Source organism: Saccharothrix sp. ALI-22-I, from assembly GCF_001984175.1.
In the GTDB taxonomy this organism is placed as follows: Bacteria; Actinomycetota; Actinomycetes; order Mycobacteriales; family Pseudonocardiaceae; genus Actinosynnema.
Genome location: NZ_MTQP01000059.1, coordinates 115,455 through 131,652 on the forward strand (window position 1 = coordinate 115,455; position 16,198 = coordinate 131,652).

At 70.6% G+C, this 16,198-nt stretch carries 19 protein-coding genes; 15 read left to right on the forward strand and 4 right to left on the reverse strand.

The window, feature by feature from the left end:
- Positions 1-56: 56 nt before the first annotated feature.
- From ALI22I_RS18890 to ALI22I_RS18925, 8 genes are all read left to right on the forward strand, one after another.
- A complete protein-coding gene (locus tag ALI22I_RS18890; protein WP_077006975.1) occupies positions 57-542 on the forward strand; it encodes a helix-turn-helix domain-containing protein in 486 nt (161 codons plus the stop codon).
- 10 nt (positions 543-552) lie between these two features.
- Positions 553-1,005: a 2'-5' RNA ligase family protein gene (locus tag ALI22I_RS18895; protein ID WP_077006835.1), complete on the forward strand. Its 453-nt coding sequence runs from the start codon at positions 553-555 to the stop codon at positions 1,003-1,005.
- Positions 1,006-1,127: 122 nt separating this feature from the next.
- A complete protein-coding gene (gene rpsO, locus ALI22I_RS18900) occupies positions 1,128-1,397 on the forward strand; it encodes a 30S ribosomal protein S15 (RefSeq protein WP_053719941.1) in 270 nt (89 codons plus the stop codon).
- Between the two features lie 227 nt (positions 1,398-1,624).
- Positions 1,625-3,880, forward strand: a complete 2,256-nt coding sequence (locus ALI22I_RS18905; RefSeq protein ID WP_077006836.1) for a polyribonucleotide nucleotidyltransferase — start codon at positions 1,625-1,627, stop codon at positions 3,878-3,880.
- A 65-nt stretch (positions 3,881-3,945) separates the two neighbouring features.
- On the forward strand, positions 3,946-5,283 hold the full coding sequence (locus ALI22I_RS18910; protein WP_443216948.1) for a M16 family metallopeptidase: 1,338 nt from the start codon (positions 3,946-3,948) through the stop codon (positions 5,281-5,283).
- Positions 5,280-6,035 (forward strand): 4-hydroxy-tetrahydrodipicolinate reductase, encoded by a 756-nt coding sequence (gene dapB, locus ALI22I_RS18915; RefSeq protein WP_077006838.1) that lies wholly within the window; start codon positions 5,280-5,282, stop codon positions 6,033-6,035. Before ALI22I_RS18910 ends, dapB begins: the two co-directional genes overlap by 4 nt.
- A 4-nt stretch (positions 6,036-6,039) precedes the next feature.
- Positions 6,040-6,477, forward strand: a complete 438-nt coding sequence (locus ALI22I_RS18920) for a tetratricopeptide repeat protein (RefSeq protein ID WP_077006839.1) — start codon at positions 6,040-6,042, stop codon at positions 6,475-6,477.
- 89 nt (positions 6,478-6,566) lie between these two features.
- Positions 6,567-6,950, forward strand: coding sequence for a PRC-barrel domain-containing protein (locus ALI22I_RS18925; protein WP_077006840.1), 384 nt, complete (start codon positions 6,567-6,569; stop codon positions 6,948-6,950).
- Here the strand turns inward: ALI22I_RS18925 and ALI22I_RS18930 are convergent.
- Together ALI22I_RS18930 and ALI22I_RS18935 are read right to left on the reverse strand one after the other, a co-directional pair.
- Positions 6,898-7,398, reverse strand: a complete 501-nt coding sequence (locus ALI22I_RS18930) for a hypothetical protein (RefSeq protein WP_077006841.1) — start codon at positions 7,396-7,398, stop codon at positions 6,898-6,900. The genes ALI22I_RS18925 and ALI22I_RS18930 overlap by 53 nt on opposite strands.
- Positions 7,399-7,419: 21 nt before the next feature.
- Positions 7,420-7,971: a GNAT family N-acetyltransferase gene (locus ALI22I_RS18935; RefSeq protein WP_077006842.1), complete on the reverse strand. Its 552-nt coding sequence runs from the start codon at positions 7,969-7,971 to the stop codon at positions 7,420-7,422.
- 64 nt (positions 7,972-8,035) lie between these two features.
- Between ALI22I_RS18935 and ALI22I_RS18940 the strand changes: the two genes are divergently transcribed.
- The 4 genes from ALI22I_RS18940 (at position 8,036) to ALI22I_RS18955 (ending at position 11,923) form a co-directional block, all read left to right on the forward strand.
- Complete coding sequence (locus tag ALI22I_RS18940; RefSeq protein WP_077006977.1) at positions 8,036-8,905, forward strand: EamA family transporter; 870 nt, start codon at positions 8,036-8,038, stop codon at positions 8,903-8,905.
- 25 nt (positions 8,906-8,930) lie between these two features.
- Positions 8,931-10,142 carry a winged helix-turn-helix domain-containing protein gene (locus ALI22I_RS18945; protein ID WP_077006976.1) on the forward strand — a complete coding sequence of 404 codons (1,212 nt, stop codon included), beginning with the start codon at positions 8,931-8,933 and terminating at the stop codon, positions 10,140-10,142.
- A 64-nt stretch (positions 10,143-10,206) separates the two neighbouring features.
- Entirely contained in the window at positions 10,207-11,220 is a 1,014-nt protein-coding gene (locus tag ALI22I_RS18950) for an aldo/keto reductase (RefSeq protein WP_077006843.1), read from the forward strand.
- 91 nt (positions 11,221-11,311) lie between these two features.
- Positions 11,312-11,923: a TetR family transcriptional regulator gene (locus tag ALI22I_RS18955; RefSeq protein WP_077006844.1), complete on the forward strand. Its 612-nt coding sequence runs from the start codon at positions 11,312-11,314 to the stop codon at positions 11,921-11,923.
- Positions 11,924-11,975: 52 nt separating this feature from the next.
- Here the strand turns inward: ALI22I_RS18955 and ALI22I_RS18960 are convergent, their stop codons facing one another.
- Both ALI22I_RS18960 and ALI22I_RS18965 read right to left on the reverse strand, forming a co-directional pair.
- On the reverse strand, positions 11,976-12,866 hold the full coding sequence (locus tag ALI22I_RS18960) for a DUF4097 family beta strand repeat-containing protein (protein ID WP_077006845.1): 891 nt from the start codon (positions 12,864-12,866) through the stop codon (positions 11,976-11,978).
- An 11-nt stretch (positions 12,867-12,877) separates the two neighbouring features.
- On the reverse strand, positions 12,878-13,399 hold the full coding sequence (locus ALI22I_RS18965) for a toxin-antitoxin system HicB family antitoxin (RefSeq protein ID WP_077006846.1): 522 nt from the start codon (positions 13,397-13,399) through the stop codon (positions 12,878-12,880).
- 120 nt (positions 13,400-13,519) lie between these two features.
- Here ALI22I_RS18965 and thyX point away from each other — a divergent pair, with 120 nt between their 5' ends.
- From thyX to ALI22I_RS18980, 3 genes are all read left to right on the forward strand, one after another.
- Positions 13,520-14,272: an FAD-dependent thymidylate synthase gene (gene thyX / locus ALI22I_RS18970; protein ID WP_077006847.1), complete on the forward strand. Its 753-nt coding sequence runs from the start codon at positions 13,520-13,522 to the stop codon at positions 14,270-14,272.
- Between the two features lie 6 nt (positions 14,273-14,278).
- Positions 14,279-14,668, forward strand: a complete 390-nt coding sequence (locus ALI22I_RS18975; protein WP_077006848.1) for an ACT domain-containing protein — start codon at positions 14,279-14,281, stop codon at positions 14,666-14,668.
- A 71-nt stretch (positions 14,669-14,739) separates the two neighbouring features.
- Entirely contained in the window at positions 14,740-16,191 is a 1,452-nt protein-coding gene (locus ALI22I_RS18980; RefSeq protein ID WP_077006978.1) for a serine/threonine-protein kinase, read from the forward strand.
- Positions 16,192-16,198: the final 7 nt, after the last annotated feature.

The following is a 16,198-nucleotide window of genomic DNA, read 5'->3' on the forward strand; positions in this document are numbered from 1 at the left end:
CACAGGACGACCTGGCAAGATGCCTGTCACGGCCGTCGGTCAGGGGAGAGGCGAAGGTGGAGGACCACAAGATCGTCCAGCGCAATCTCGCGTTGCAGCGGGAGTGGTACGGGGAACCCTTGGGCGACCGGGTGCGCCGGCTTGTGGTCGCGTTCAGCGTCTCGCAGGCGCAGCTCGCGGACGTGCTGGGGATCAGCGCGCCGATGCTGAGCCAGGTGATGAGCGGGCGGCGGGCCAAGATCGGCAACCCGTCCGTGCTGGCCCGGATGATCATGCTGGAGCGCAAGGTCCTCACCCCCGACGTGGCCAGTGGCGCGCCCGAGGCGTTGCAGCGGGCGTTGGAGGACGTGCGCCTGTCGAAGCCCACGGTGAGCCGCGACTCACTGCCCGTGAACGGCGCCGACGACGAGGCCGTGGTGTTCCCGTTCCTGCGCCGGCTGGCCGACCGCCGCGAGTTGTCGCAGGCCGCCGACGTGCTGGGCGAGGACTTCCCGGCGCTGGCCGAGCTGCTGCGCCGCGCGGGCAAGGGCCGCGACGTCTGAGACCGCTGCGGTGAGCCTGTTCTCCGCGATCTTCCCGCCCGACGACGTGGTCGGGGAACTGCACGACGCCCTCCGCCCTCTCCGCGAGGCGCACCCCCGCCTGCGCTGGCAGCACCCGTCCCGTTGGCACGTCACGATCCGGTTCTTCGGTGCGGCCGAGCCCGCCGACCAGCTGGCCGGCCTGGACCGGGTGCCCGCGCCGGTGCTGCGGCTGCACGGCAGCGGCGTGTTCCGGCACGTGCTGTGGATCGGGGTGGACGGCGCGCTGGCCGAACTCGGTGAGGCGGCGGGGGTGCCGCTGGACTGGCGTCCACACCTGACAGTCGCCCGCGGCGCCGCGCTGCCGCTGGTGGAGTTCACCGGTCGCGAGTGGACCGCGACGGAGGTCGTGCTGGTGCGCAGCCACCCGGCGGCCGGCTACACGGTGCTCGACCGAGTGCCCTTGAGCACGCCAAACGCGTAGTCCGCAGGTACTGCTGGTAACCTCGACAGTTGGGTCTGGCTGCGGTCCGTGGCGGCCAGTACCGACTACCCCGCATTCGTGGGGCCGCACGGGACTTAACCAGCACAGGGAGTAATGAGCACGTGGCACTGACCACCGAGCAGAAGAAGACCATCCTCACCGAGTACGGCGTCCACGACACCGACACCGGTTCGGCCGAGGCCCAGGTCGCGCTGCTGAGCAAGCGCATCGCCGACCTGACGGAACACCTCAAGAAGCACAAGCACGACCACCACTCGCGTCGTGGTCTGCTCCTGCTGGTCGGCCGGCGTCGCCGGCTGCTGAACTACCTCCAGAAGGTGGACATCCAGCGCTACCGCGCCCTGATCGGGCGGCTCGGCCTGCGCAGGTGAGACGTGCCGAGGGGGAGTGACCACCAGGGTCACTCCCCCTTGGCGTAACTGAAAACAACAAAGACGAGGGACGCACGCACGCGCGGCGCACGGGACGACAGTTCGCCGGTCCTCGGTAGTGGCCCCCTGGTAGGAAACCCAGGGGACTTCGATCGAAGACCGGCCTCGTCCGAACCGCGATCCCGCGCCCGAGCGCGACGCGACCCGCATGACGAGGAGTATCCGCAATGACGGACGTCGAGGTCCACGAGACTTCAGCCGTGATCGACAACGGTCGATTCGGCACCCGCACCATCCGCTTCGAGACCGGTCGCCTGGCCCGCCAGGCGGCGGGTTCGGTCGTCGCCTACCTGGACGACGAGACGATGCTGCTGTCGGCGACGACGGCGTCGAAGCATCCCAAGGAGCACTTCGACTTCTTCCCCCTCACGGTGGACGTCGAGGAGCGCATGTACGCCGCGGGCCGCATCCCCGGCTCGTTCTTCCGCCGCGAAGGCCGCCCGTCGACCGACGCGATCCTGACCTGTCGCCTCATCGACCGGCCGCTGCGCCCGTCCTTCGTGGACGGTCTGCGCAACGAGATCCAGGTCGTCATCACGGTGATGAGCCTGAACCCGCAGGACCTGTACGACGTGGTGGCGATCAACGCCGCGTCCGCGTCCACGCAGCTCGCGGGTCTGCCGTTCTCGGGCCCCATCGGTGGCGTCCGGGTGGCGCTGATCGAGGGCCAGTGGGTGGCGTTCCCGACCTACGAGCAGCTGGAGAAGGCCGTGTTCGACATGGTCGTCGCCGGCCGTGTCGTCGGTGACGACGTCGCGATCATGATGGTCGAGGCCGAGGCCACCGACAACGTCATCGACCTGATCGGTGAGGGCGCGCAGGCGCCCACCGAAGAGGTCGTGGCCGCCGGTCTGGAGGCGTCCAAGCCGTTCATCAAGGCGCTGTGCGACGCGCAGGCCCAGCTGGCGCAGGTCGCGGCGAAGGCCACCGGCGAGTTCCCGACCTACCCGGCCTACCAGGCCGACGCCTTCGAGGCCGTCGAGCAGGCCGCGGGCGGCGAGCTCGGTCAGGCGATGACCATCGGCGGCAAGCAGGAGCGCGAGTCCCGCATCGACGAGATCAAGGCGTCGGTGCTGGAGAAGCTGGCCGAGCAGTTCGAGGGTCGCGAGAAGGAGGTCGGCGCGGCGTTCCGCTCGCTGACCAAGAAGCTCGTCCGCCAGCGCATCCTGCGCGACAAGGTGCGCATCGACGGCCGCGGCCTCACCGAGATCCGGTCGCTGTCGGCCGAGGTCGAGCTGATCCCGCGGGCGCACGGCTCGGCGCTGTTCGAGCGCGGCGAGACCCAGATCCTGGGTGTCACCACGCTGAACATGCTGCGCATGGAACAGCAGATCGACTCGCTGGCCCCGGAGACGCACAAGCGCTACCTGCACCACTACAACTTCCCGCCGTTCTCCACCGGTGAGACCGGCCGCGTGGGCTCGCCCAAGCGCCGCGAGATCGGCCACGGCGCGCTGGCCGAGCGGGCGCTGATGCCCGTGCTGCCCAAGCGCGAGGAGTTCCCCTACGCGATCCGCCAGGTGTCCGAGGCGCTCAGCTCCAACGGCTCGACGTCGATGGGCTCGGTCTGCGCGTCCACGATGTCGCTGCTCAACGCCGGTGTGCCGCTGAAGGCGCCGGTCTCGGGCATCGCCATGGGCCTGGTGTCCGACGAGGTCGACGGCAAGACGGAGTACGTCGCGCTGACCGACATCCTCGGCGCCGAGGACGCGTTCGGCGACATGGACTTCAAGGTCGCCGGCACCAAGGAGTTCGTCACCGCGCTCCAGCTCGACACCAAGCTGGACGGCATCCCGTCCGAGGTCCTGGGCGCGGCCCTGGGCCAGGCCCGGGACGCGCGCCTGACCATCCTGGAGGTCATGGCCGAGGCCATCGACGCCCCGGACGAGATGAGCCCGTTCGCGCCGCGCGTGACGTCGGTCAAGATCCCGACCGACAAGATCGGCGAGGTCATCGGCCCGAAGGGCAAGATGATCAACTCGATCACCGAGCAGACCGGTGCCGACATCTCCATCGAGGACGACGGCACGATCTACGTCGGCGCGGCGGACGGCCCGTCGGCCGAGGCCGCGATCGGCATGATCAACGCGATCGCGAACCCGCAGCTGCCGAAGGTGGGCGAGCGCTTCCTGGGCACCGTGGTGAAGACCGCGGCGTTCGGCGCGTTCGTGTCCCTGCTCCCGGGCAAGGACGGCCTGATCCACATCTCGAAGCTGGGCAACGGCAAGCGCATCAACAAGGTCGAGGACGTCGTCAAGGTCGGCGACAAGCTCCGCGTCGAGATCGCGGACATCGACCAGCGCGGCAAGATCAGCCTGGTCCTGGTCAACGAGGACGCGGACGCGGCTCCGGCCGCCGACGCTCCGGTCGAGGACACGGCCCCGGCGCAGGACACCGCACCCGCCGAGGCCCCGGCGCAGTGACGACGAGCGTCAACGGGACGGCCGCGAGTGCTTCTGGCACTCGCGGCCGTCCGCTTACGCGCCGGCTGGGCCACCTCCAGAAGCCCGGCAGCACGGTGTCGTTGGAACGCGGCGACGCCGGTGTCGCCGTGCGGCGCAGCGTGCTGCCGTCGGGGCTGCGGGTCATCACCGAGCGGATTCCCGGCGTCCGGTCGGCCTCGGTGGGCCTGTGGGTGCAGGTCGGGTCGCGCGACGAGCGGGTCGAGGTCGCGGGCGCCGCGCACTACCTGGAGCACCTGCTGTTCAAGGGCACCGCGAACCGCACCGCCGCGCAGATCGCCGAGGAGATCGACGCGGTCGGCGGCGAGCTGAACGCGTTCACCGCCAAGGAGCACACCTGCTACTACGCGCACGTCCTCGACGAGGACCTGCCGTTGGCGATGGACCTGGTGTGCGACGTGGTGTTCGACGCGCTGTGCGAGCCGAAGGACTTCGAGACCGAACGCGGTGTGGTGCTCGAAGAGATCGCCATGCGCGACGACGACCCGGAAGACCTGCTGCACGACGCGTTCCTCGACGCCCTGCTGGGCGAGCACGTGCTGGGGCGGCCGGTGCTGGGCACCGAGCAGTCCATCGGGGACATGCGCCGCGACGCGCTGTTCGGGTTCTACAAGCGCCGCTACACGCTGCCGCGGATGGTGCTCGCGGTGGCGGGCAACATCGACCACGCGCAGGTGATGCGGCTGGTGCGCAAGCAGATCGGCGACCGGCTGGACCGCGTCGGCACGCCCGTCGCGCCGCGCGCCGGTCGGGCCCGCATCCCCGGTTCGCGCAGGCTGGTGCTGAACTCCGACGACACCGAGCAGGCGCACCTGATGCTGGGCGTGCGCGGGCTGGACCGGCACGACGAGCGCCGGTTCGCGTTGAACGTGCTCAACGCCGCGCTGGGCGGCGGGATGAGCTCGCGGCTGTTCCAGGAGGTCCGGGAACGGCGCGGCCTGGCGTACCAGGTGTACTCGTCGGTGGGTCTCTACGCGGACGCGGGCACGCTGTCGATCTACGCGGGCTGCCAGCCGGACCGGCTCGGCGACGTGGCCGGTGTGGTGCGCGACGTGCTGTCCACTGTGGCCCGCGAGGGGCTGGGTGAGGCGGAGGTGACCCGGGGCAAGGGCCAGCTGCGCGGCGGGCTCGTGCTGGGCCTGGAGGACACCAGCTCGCGGATGTCGCGCATCGGCAAGGGCGAGCTGAACTACGGCGATTACCTGTCCGTGGAGCAGACGCTGGCGCGCATCGACGAGGTGACGTCGGAGGACGTCGCGGCGTTGGCGCGGGAGTTGCTGCGACGTCCGATCGCCGGCGCCGTCGTCGGCCCTTACGCTCACGCCGACGATCTGCCGTCCCAGGTGCACGAGGTGATCTCTTGAGTTCCGAACCCCTCCGCGTAGGCGTCATCGGCGCACGCGGCCGCATGGGCGCCGAGGTGTGCCGCGCGGTCGAGGACGCGCCGGACATGGAAGTCGTCGCGATGGTCGACGCGGGCGACTGGCTGTTCAACCTGGCCGACTCCGGGGCCGAGGTGGTGGTCGACTTCACCAGCCCCGAGGTGGTGATGGACAACATCCGGTTCTGCGTGGACAACGACATCCACGCCGTCGTGGGCACCTCCGGGTTCGACGCCCAGCGGTTGGGCACGGTCGCGGAGTGGCTGGAGCCGAAGCCGGAGCTGGGTGTGCTGGTCGCGCCGAACTTCGCCATCGGCGCGGTGCTGTCCATGCGGTTCGCCGAGCTGGCCGCCCGGTACTACGAGTCGGTCGAGGTCATTGAGCTGCACCACCCGCGCAAGGTGGACGCGCCCTCCGGCACCGCCGCGCACACCGCCCGGCTGATCTCCCAGGCGCGCGAGGTGGCGGGCCTGGGCCCGATGCCGGACGCGACGACCCAGGAGGCGCCGGGAGCGCGCGGGACGCTCGTGGGCGACGTGCGGGTGCACTCGCTGCGCGTGGCCGGGCTGATCGCGCACCAGGAGGTCGTGTTCGGCACGGAGGGCGAGACGCTGACGCTGCGGCACGACTCGCTGGACCGCAAGTCGTTCATGCCGGGCGTGCTGCTGGCCGTGCGGTCGATCGCCGGGCACCCGGGGCTGTCCGTGGGGCTCGACAAGTACATGGACCTCTGACCTGGTGGGAACACGTACCGTCGCGATCCTGATCACCGCCGCGTTGGCGGTGTACTTCGTGCTGCTCGGCGGCCGGGCCGTGGTGCTGCTGGGCACCGGCGAGCCGGTCGGCATCGGCCTCGGTGTCGGGGTGCTGCTGCTGCCGCTGATCGGCGCGTGGATCGCGTGGACGAACCTGAAGTTCGGTTTCACCGCCGAGCGGATGGCGCGGCAACTGGACGCGGAGGGTGGTCTCCTCGACCTCTCCGGGTTGCCGCGCCGCCCGTCCGGGCGGGTGGACCGGGAGGCCGCCGACGCGTGGTTCGAGGAACGCCGGGCCGACGTGGAGGCGCAGCCGGAGGACTGGCGGACGTGGTTCCTGCTGGCCCAGGCCTACGACCTGGCCGGTGACCGGGGCCGGGCGCGGGAAACCATGCGCAAGGCCATCGACCTGTTCGGCTGAGATTCTTCCGCCGGGACTCTTCCGGTAGGGGTCACACGACCGGGTGGTTCGACGTGCGGTCACCCGAATGGCCGGGTAGCCGATGAGGCATGGACCGTGCAGCGGTGGACCGCCTCTACGACTGTGACGTGCTCGACCGGCACGGCCGGCCCATCGGACCGGTCGCCGAGCTGTGGGTGGCCGACGGCCGTCCGCTCTGGGCCACCGTGCGCAGAGACGGCGGCCCCACCCTCGTCCCGATCCGCGGCGCCCAAGTGCGCGACCGCAGGCTCGTGGTGCCGGTGGAGAAGCGCGAGGTCGAGAACGCGCCGAGGGTGGGCGGACGGGAGCTGTCCGAGGCCGAACAGGCCGAACTGTACGAGCACTACGGGCTGAGGCTGCCCGAGCAGCGCCTGGTGCGCTACGAACGCAGCACCGGTGTCAGTGCACCCACCAGCCGGCCATCGCGGCGGGCGAGGCGGCCAAGACGGTGAACCGGGCGAACCGGCCGACCATGCCGGTGGAGACGAACAGCCAGGACGACATGCCCGCCAGACCCGCCAGCACGGTGGTGAACGCGAACGGCGGTAAGCCGACCACCGAGCTGACCGCGTGCGTGCCGAACATCCAGTGCGGGTGCCGGTGACAGCGCACGCGCACCCACTCCATCCGCGTCTTCCACTTCTGCCGCCACGGCGACAACGCCTTGTCCGGCTTCTCCTTGCGCTTGAGGAACGCCGGCATGTGCAGCGAACCCCGTGCGGCCAGGAAGTAGAACATCTTGCCCAGCACCTGGCCCAGGGCCACCGCCAGCCCGATCCACCAGCACGAAATGCCCGGTTGCTGCGTCACCAGCCCGACCACGAAAATCTCGATGCTGATCAGCGGCACCAGTGAGGAGCCGAATGCGACGCCGAACGTGAGGCACAACCAACCAAGCACTCGGTCGAGGCTACCCGTCGGTCAGGACGTGAGAAGTAGGGACAGCCCCCCGGTTACCCTTATTTCGCGCAATGGCCGCCCACTGGCGTCCAGGGTGCGCACCGTGCCGTCCGGCTCCCAGTCCGCCTTGCCGTAGAAGCCGATCGAGGCCTTGTCCGCCTCCGGCACCCACGCGACACCCCTGGTCGCACCGGCTTCACGCAGGTGGCGGGCCGCGGTGGCGAGCAGCCTGCCGCCGTGCCCACGTCGTCCCCAACGCGGTTCCACCAGCACGCTCACGAGTGCCGTCGTCGAGGCGTCGTCGGGCAGGGAACCGTCCGCGTGGGCCACTTCTTCTTCGGGCGCCATCCCGGCGATGCAGAAACCGACCGTCCAGGTGCCTTCGGTGGCGACGAACACCTGGCCGTGCGCGACCGCCTCGGCCCACGCGGGCGCGGTCCGGTCGACGTCGATCGCTTCCAGCACTTCGGCGGGCACGAGGTCGGAGTAGGCGGTCCGCCAGGTGTCTCGGTGGATGCGGGCGATCTCCGCCACGTCGTCGGGCTGCGCGGTGCGCGCTGTGGCGTCGGCCATGGGGGAACCCTAGCGGCGGAAATCCGCGTGATCCGGGGTGGCCCGGCGTGACAGCGTCGGCCGCATGCGTTGGGCAGCGTTGGGCGTCGTGTACGTGGTCTGGGGTTCCACCTACCTGGCCATCCGGTTCAGCATCGAGTCGATGCCGCCGCTGCTGTCGGGCGGGATGCGGTTCCTCGTCGCCGGGCTGGTGCTGGCGCTGCTCGTGGCGTGGCGGGGCAGTCTGCGGATGACGCGGCGGCAGTTCGGTTCGGCGGTGCTGCTGGGGCTGCTGTTGCCCGCGTGGGGTAATGGGCTCGTGGTGGTGGCCGAGCAGTCGGTGGCGTCCGGGCTGGCGGCGCTGCTGGTGGCGTCCGTGCCGCTGTACGTGGTGCTGATGCGGCGGTTCGCCGGGGAGCGGCCGCACCGGGTGACGTACGCGGGCGTGGCCATCGGGCTGGTGGGGTTGGTCGCGCTGCTGTTGGACGACGTGGGCCAGTCGTCGTGGTGGGGGCCGTGGCTGGTGCTGCTGGCGGCGTTCGGGTGGGCGCTGGGGTCGTTCCTGAGCGGTCGGCTGGACACGCCCGCGAACCCGTTCGCGCTGTCGGCGGTGGAGATGCTGGCCGGCGGGGCGGCGTTGACGGTGGTCGGGCTGGTCGCGGGGGAGCGGGTGTCGTTCGGCGGGATCACCACGTCGTCGTGGGTGGCGTGGGGTTATCTGCTGGTGTTCGGGTCGTTGCTGGCGTTCAGCTCGTACGTGTACGTGCTGGGGCAGCTGCCGGTGTCCACGGTGGCGACCTACGCGTACGTGAACCCGGTGATCGCGGTGGTGCTCGGGGTGTGGCTGGCCGACGAGCGGTTCGGGCTGTTCCAGCTGCTCGGGGGTCTGCTGGTGGTGCTGGCGGTGCTCCTGGTCGTGCGGGCGGAGCGGGCCGAGCGGAAGTGTCGTACCTGAGTGGGAGTATCCAGCCGTGCAGAAGATGAGCGCAGACGTCGCCCGCCGCATCGCACTGGGCGCTCAGGGTTTCGCCGATCCCCGGCCCGCCGGCGCGCCCACCCGGCGGCACCTCCAGAAGGTGCTGTCACGGGTTCAGCTGTTACAGCTGGACTCGGTGAACGTGGCCGTCCGAGCGCACTACATGCCGTTGTTCAGCCGGCTCGGCGCCTACGCGCCGTCGCTGGTGGACGAGGCGGCGTGGTCGCACAACGCGCGTCGGCCGAGGCTGCTGGTGGAGTACTGGGCGCACGAGGCGAGCCTGGTGCCGGTGCAGGACTGGCCGCTGTTCCACTCCGGGGCCAAGCGCCCGGGCTGGTGGAAGGGGTACACCACGATCGCCGAGCGCTCACCGCAGCTGGTGGACGACATCCTGGCGGTGGTGAAGGAGCTGGGGCCGGTCGGCGCCGGCGCGATCGAGAAGGCGCTGGCCGGCGGCGGGCCGCGGGCCAAGGAGCACTGGGGCTGGAACTGGTCCGAGGTCAAGAAGGTGTGCGAGTACCTGTTCGGCGAGGGCGCGTTGACGACCGGGTCGCGGCGCAGCTTCGAGCGGCTGTACGACCTGACCGAACGGGTGCTGCCGCCGGAGGTGCTGGCCCGGCGGATGTCGATCTCCGCCGAGGAGGGTTCGCGCGAGTTGGTGGCGCGGGCGGCGACGGCTCTGGGGGTGGCGACGGAACCGGACCTGCGCGACTACTACCGCCTCCAGCCGGCCCGCAGCCGGCAGGCCGTGGCGGAGCTGGTCGACGCCGGGGTGCTGGAGCCGGTCGAGGTGCGGGGCTGGGGCGCGCCCGCGTACAAGCACGTCGAGGCGCGCGTCCCGCGCAAGATCACCGGGCGGGCGCTGCTGTGCCCGTTCGACCCGCTGATCTGGGAGCGGGCCCGGACGGAGCGGATCTTCGACTTCTTCTACCGGATCGAGATCTACGTGCCCGCGCAGAAGCGGGTGCACGGGTACTACGTGTTCCCGTTCCTGCTGGACGGCGAGCTGGTGGGGCGGGTCGACCTCAAGGCGGACCGTGCCGCCGGCGTGCTGCGCGTGCAGGCGGCGTACTCGGAGCCGACCGCCGACATCGGCCGCGTCGCCGTCGAGCTGGCCGCCGAGCTGCGCCACATGGCCGACTGGCTGGAGCTGGACGACGTCGAGGTGGGGCCGCGCGGCGATCTCGCCCCGACCCTCAAGGCGGTCGCCCGCTGACCCCTCATCGCCACCTGAACTGACAGATGTTGAAATCTGTCATCCCAATTGTCATAGTGGAGTCATGACGAACTCCACGAACCGAGTCACGCAACGCCGTCGGCTGGGCGCGAAGGGGCCGGAGGTCTCCGCGCTCGGCCTCGGCTGCATGGGCATGTCCGACTTCTACGGCCCGGCCGACGAGACGGAGAGCGTGGCCACCATCCACGCCGCCGTCGACGCGGGCGTGAACCTGCTCGACACCGGCGACTTCTACGGCATGGGCCACAACGAGCTGCTGATCCGCCAGGCCCTCCGCGACCGCAACCGCGAGGACCTGGCGATCAGCGTCAAGTTCGGCGCCCTGCGTGACGCCGACCTCGACTGGAACGGCTACGACGGCAGGCCCGAAGCGGTCCGCAACTTCCTCGCCTACACCCTGCGCAGGCTGGGCACGGACCACATCGACATCTACCGCCCGGCCCGCCTCGACCCGGCGGTGCCGATCGAGGAGACCGTCGGCGCGATCAAGGAGGAGATCGACAAGGGCCACGTCCGCCACATCGGCCTGTCCGAGGTGGGTGCCGACACGCTGCGCCGCGCCCACGCCGTCCACCCGATCGCCGACCTCCAGATCGAGTACGCCGTGATCACCAGGGGTATCGAGGACTCGATCCTGCCCACCGCCCGCGAGCTGGGCATCGGGATCACCGCGTACGGCGTCCTGGCCCGAGGCCTGATCTCCGGCCACTGGACCCCGTCCCGCGAAACCAACGACTACCGCGCCATCTCCCCGCGCTTCCAGGGCGACAACCTGCACCACAACCTGACGTTGGTGGAGGCCCTGCGCGCCATCGCGACCGAGAAGGACACGACGGTCGCCCAGTTGGCCATCGCCTGGGTTCTGGCCCAGGGTGACGACATCGTCCCGTTGGTGGGCGCGCGCCGCCGTGACCGGCTGACCGAGGCCCTCGGCGCCCTGGACATCACCCTCACCGAGTCCGACCTGGCCCGGATCGAGTCCGCCGTCCCAGCGGACTCGGCGGCCGGCGAGCGCTACCCGGCGGCCCATATGGCCCACCTCGACAGCGAACGCTGACCGGCGGCGAAGCCCGACCGAACGCCGATCGCGCACAATCAACGCACCGGGTCCCGCCAACGGGGGCCAACGCAGTGCAGGGAGCACGACAGTGGCGGAAGCACTGACCTCGGAGGTCATCCTCGGCACCACCGAGGACGTCCTCCGGCGCTACGGCCCGGCCAAAGCCACGGTCGTGGACGTGGCCCGCGCGCTCGGCGTCAGCCACGGCAGCGTCTACCGCCACTTCCCCACCAAAGCCGCCCTGCGCGAGGCGGTCACCCAGCGCTGGCTCGACCGGGCCCACGCGGGCCTGGCCGAGCTGGCCGCCGGCGACACCCCGCCGCCGCAACGCCTGCGCGACTGGCTGGCGGCTCTCTTCGAGTCCAAGCGCAAGAAGGCGTTGGACGACCCGGAGCTGTTCGCCACGTTCCTGGTGCTGGTGAAGGAGAGCAGTTCCGTGGTCGCCGCGCACATCGCCGAGATGGTCGAGGAACTGACCGGGATCATCGAAGGTGGCGTGGCCTCCGGCGACTTCACCACCCCGGACCCGGCCCGGACCGCCCGGGCCGTCTTCGACGCCACCGCCCGCTTCCACAACCCGGCCCACGCGGGCGAGTGGTCCGACCCGGACATCGACGCGGCGTTCGACGCGGTGGTGTCCCTCCTGGTGGCCGGACTCCGGAAATGGACTCCGGAAATGGACTCTGAAATGACGGGATGACAGCACGCCGAGGCGTGCTGTCATCAGGCCACCGTCAGGCCGTTTCCGGTGTTCAGGACGTGGTGGCGGTCGTCACCAGGGCGGTGCCGCTGCTGGTCCGGCCGGTGATGAACAGGGCCGGTTCGCCGCCCTCCGGCGGGCTGTCGGAGACGTCCAGTTCGCTGCGCGCCGAGCCCGAGCTGGAGGCCAGGTCGATCTGCGCCGCCACACCGGGCCGCACGCCCACCCGGACGTTGCCGGAGCCGGTGCCCATCTGGATCCGGCCGGACGCCGCGTCGGCGACGGTGACGTCACCGCTGCCGGTCCGCACCTGCACGTCGTTCTGCACGGCGCCCAGCCACACGTCACCGGTGCCGGTGTAGAGCACGGTGTTCCCGCCGACCGACGACACCTCGATATCGCCGCTGCCGGTCTTCGCCCGCAGCCCACCGAGCATCGGCCCCAGCCGCAGCTTGCCCGAACCCGAGTTGACCTGCGAAGACGCGTCCGCCCGGTCCGCGGTCACGTCACCCGTGCCGGTCTGGATCTCCAGCCGGCCCGCCGCGCCGGTCACGGTCACGTTCGCCGAGCCCGCCTTGGCGATCACGTGCGACCCGAGCGGCGCCCGCACGGTCACGCCCAGCGGCACCGCCCGCAACGGCAGCGCCTTGGACGACTGCACCTTCAACCGCGAGCCGGACATCTCCACGCGCGCGTCCCGCACCGCCTCCTCCGGGCCGGCCGGCTGACCGGGCACGGTGCCGAACTGCTTGTTCGCCCAGGTCAGCAGCCCGGACAGGCCCGCCGTCCACGAGTCATCCGGCGACGGGTCGTGCTTCACCTCGACGTGCACGCCCGGCTCGTCCACCAGGTGCACCCGCACCCGGCCGGCGAGCAGCGCCACGTCGATCTCCACGACACCTTCGACCTCGAAGCTCTGCTGCCGCACGACATCCGATTCCATGATCCCCCTCCTCAGCCCTGGACCCAGCCGCGGACGCGGGAGGACGACGACCCGCCGCCCTGCTGGTCCTTCGGCGGTCCCCAGTGCTTGTGGTGGCCGCCACCCCGGCGACCGCCGACCGCGCCCTGCACGGCCTGCGCGACGAATGTGTTGAGCGACATCCCCTGGGCCGCGGCCGCCTGTTCGGCCTTGGCCTTCAGCTCGTCCAGCAGCCGCAGCGTGACGCGGGTGGCGTCACCGGCGGCGGGCCGGGGAACTTCCTGCGGCTCGGGTTCGTGTTCCTCCCGAGCGGACGTGCCGGTGACGACCACCTGCACGTCCCGTCCGTCCAACCGCACGTCGACGACGGGGCCGTCGAGGGCCGCGGTGACCTCCGCGGCCAGGTCGGACAGTGCGTTCATGAGAGCCAGCCGTGCGGCGGGCTCCAAGGCTGCGGACAGCAGGGCCGCGGTGCGCCGGGTGTTGTCGTCCCCGGCGGACGCGGCCGTCGCGAGGTCCTCGCGCAGCGCTGCGATGTACGGCGACAGATCCATGACACCACGATGACGTCATAAGTGACATCAGTCAAGGAAAGTAGTGATGTCGTTCATGACATCACGACGGGGACCGGTCACCGACCGGCGCACGCGGCACCTTCGGTTAGGGTTCCGTCCATGGCTGAGATGGTGGCGCCGAAGGTGCAGTTGATCGCGAAGACGGAGTTCTTCCCCCCGGACGGCGTCCCGTGGTCCACCGACGCCGACGGCGGCGAGGCGCTGGCGGAGTTCGCCGGCCGCGCCTGCTACCAGTCCTGGACCAAGCCGAACCCGGCCACCGCCACCAACGCCGGCTACATCAAGCACATCATCGAGGTCGGCCACCTCTCCGTGCTCGAACACGGCTCGGTCAGCTTCTACCTGACCGGCATGTCCCGGTCGCTGACCCACGAGCTGATCAGGCACCGCCACTTCTCGTACTCGCAGCTGTCCCAGCGGTACGTGCCCGAGCGCAACGCCGCCATGGTCGAGCCGGACGTCATCGCCAACGACCCCGAGCTGCACGCGAAGTTCGCCGCCGCCGCCCAGGCCAGCGTGGACGCCTACAACGAGCTGCTCAAGGGCCTGGAGGAGAAGTTCTCCGACGTGCCCAGCGCCACCCTGCGCCGCAAGCAGGCCCGCCAGGCGGCCCGCGCGATCCTGCCCAACGCCACCGAGACCCGCATCGTGGTCACCGGCAACTACCGCGCGTGGCGACACTTCATCGCGATGCGCGCCACCGAGCACGCCGACGTGGAGATCCGCGCCCTGGCCGTGGAGTGCCTGCGCCAGCTCCAGAAGGCGGCGGCCAACGTGTTCGCCGACTTCACCATCTCCACCCTGTCCGACGGGTCCGAGGTCGCCTCCAGCCCGATGGTCACCGAAGGCTGACGGCTTGTGAAGCGGTTGATCGTCGACGTCCAGCCCGGCGAGTACACGGTCGCGCGGCTCGCCCCCGACGCGCCGGTCCCGGCCGGCCTGCTCGACGCGCCGGGCCTGGTCTCGGTGACCAGGACCCCCGACGAGCTGTCCATCGTGTGCCCGGCCGACCACGCTCCGGAGTCGGACACCGCCCAGCCCGGCTGGCGGCTGCTCACCGTGCGTGGTCCCCTGGAGTTCACCCTCACCGGGATCATGGCCGCGCTGTCCGGCGAACTTGCCGCGGCGGGTGTGAGCCTGTTCGCGCTGTCCACTTACGACACCGACCACCTGCTGGTCAAGACGGGTGACCTCGGTCGCGCGGTGCAGGCTTTGCGCGCGTCCGGACACGAAGTCACGAAACCGTGAAACCGGATCGGGCGATACAGGGTCTGAAGTAGCGTTCCGCCCGGTCCGCGGTTGGGTTTCGAGGAGTGACGGTGACTGGTCCCCAAGGTGTGAGCGCCCAACCCCGCGTCATCGCGGGCAGGTACACCCTGCTCGCCGAGTTGGGGCGCGGCGGTATGGGTGTTGTGTGGCGTGCCCAGGACAACGTGATCGGCCGGCACGTGGCGATCAAGGAGCTGCACCTGCCCGACGGCATCGCGCTGGAGGAGCGCCGGGTGCTGGAGGAGCGGGTGCTGCGCGAGGCGCGCACCGCGGGCCGGCTGAACGACCCCGGCGTGGTCACCGTGTTCGACGTGGTCGCCGAGAACGGCATGACCTACATCGTGATGGAGCTGGTCGAGGCCGCCACGCTGTCCACGCTGATCAACGCGCACGGACCGATGCCGCAGGACCGGGTCATCTCGATGGCGGTCCAGGCGCTGTCCGCGTTGGACTCCGCGCACCAGGCCGGCATCGTGCACCGCGACGTCAAGCCCGGCAACCTCATGATCACGCCCAACGGGCGGGTGAAGCTCACCGACTTCGGCATCGCCCAGGCCGTGGACGACCCGCGCCTGACGACCAGCGGCAGCCTCATCGGCTCGCCCGCCTACATGTCGCCGGAACGCATCCACGGCCACGAGGCGTCGCCCGCCTCCGACCTGTGGGCGCTGGGCGCCACGCTCTGCTACGCCGTGGAGGGCGCGAACCCGTACGAGCGCACGTCCACCGCGTCCACCCTGAACGCGATCATGACCGAGATGCCCCGGCTGACCAGGGCGCACGGCGTGCTCGGCGCGGTGATCACCGGCCTGCTGATGCCCGACCCGAACGCCCGGCTCACCGGCCCGCAGGCCCGCGCCATGCTGGAACGCGCCGTCGCCAGCCCCACCCCGCCCACCGGCTTCGGCGCGCCGCAGAACGCGACCATGCGCCACATCGCGCCGACCGCCGTGCGGAAGCCGTGGCTCAAGGGCGTGCTGATCACCGGCACGGCGGTGGCGGCGGTCGCGCTGCTGGTCGGCGGCGTGTTCATCGGTCGGTGGCTGTTCACCGACCAGCCGCCCGCCGCGATGGCCGAGACGATCACCTACGGCCCCGGCGGCACGATGAGCGTGAGCCAGTTCGAGCTCAGCGAGGGCCAGTGCGGCGACAACTACCTCGAACCCAACACCACGATCAACTACACCGACTGCGAGAAGGCGCACCGCGTCGAGTACTTCGCCAAGGGCAGCCCGTTCGGGTCGGCCAAGCTGCCCTACCCCGGCGCCGACGTGCTGCGCGACTACGCGGAGGACTTCTGCACGCTGCACTTCATGTCCGACATCGTCCCGGTGGACGACAAGGAGGAGAAGTTCCAGTACGTCGCCATCGTGCCGACCGCCGGCCAGTGGCTGGAGAACGAGTCCGACTCGTCGAGCAAGAAGACCCGCTCGGTGTCGTGCGTGCTGTGGAACAAGGACAAGACCGAGCTGTCGGACCAGGTTTACGCGGAGAGTAGGTAGCGTGGGG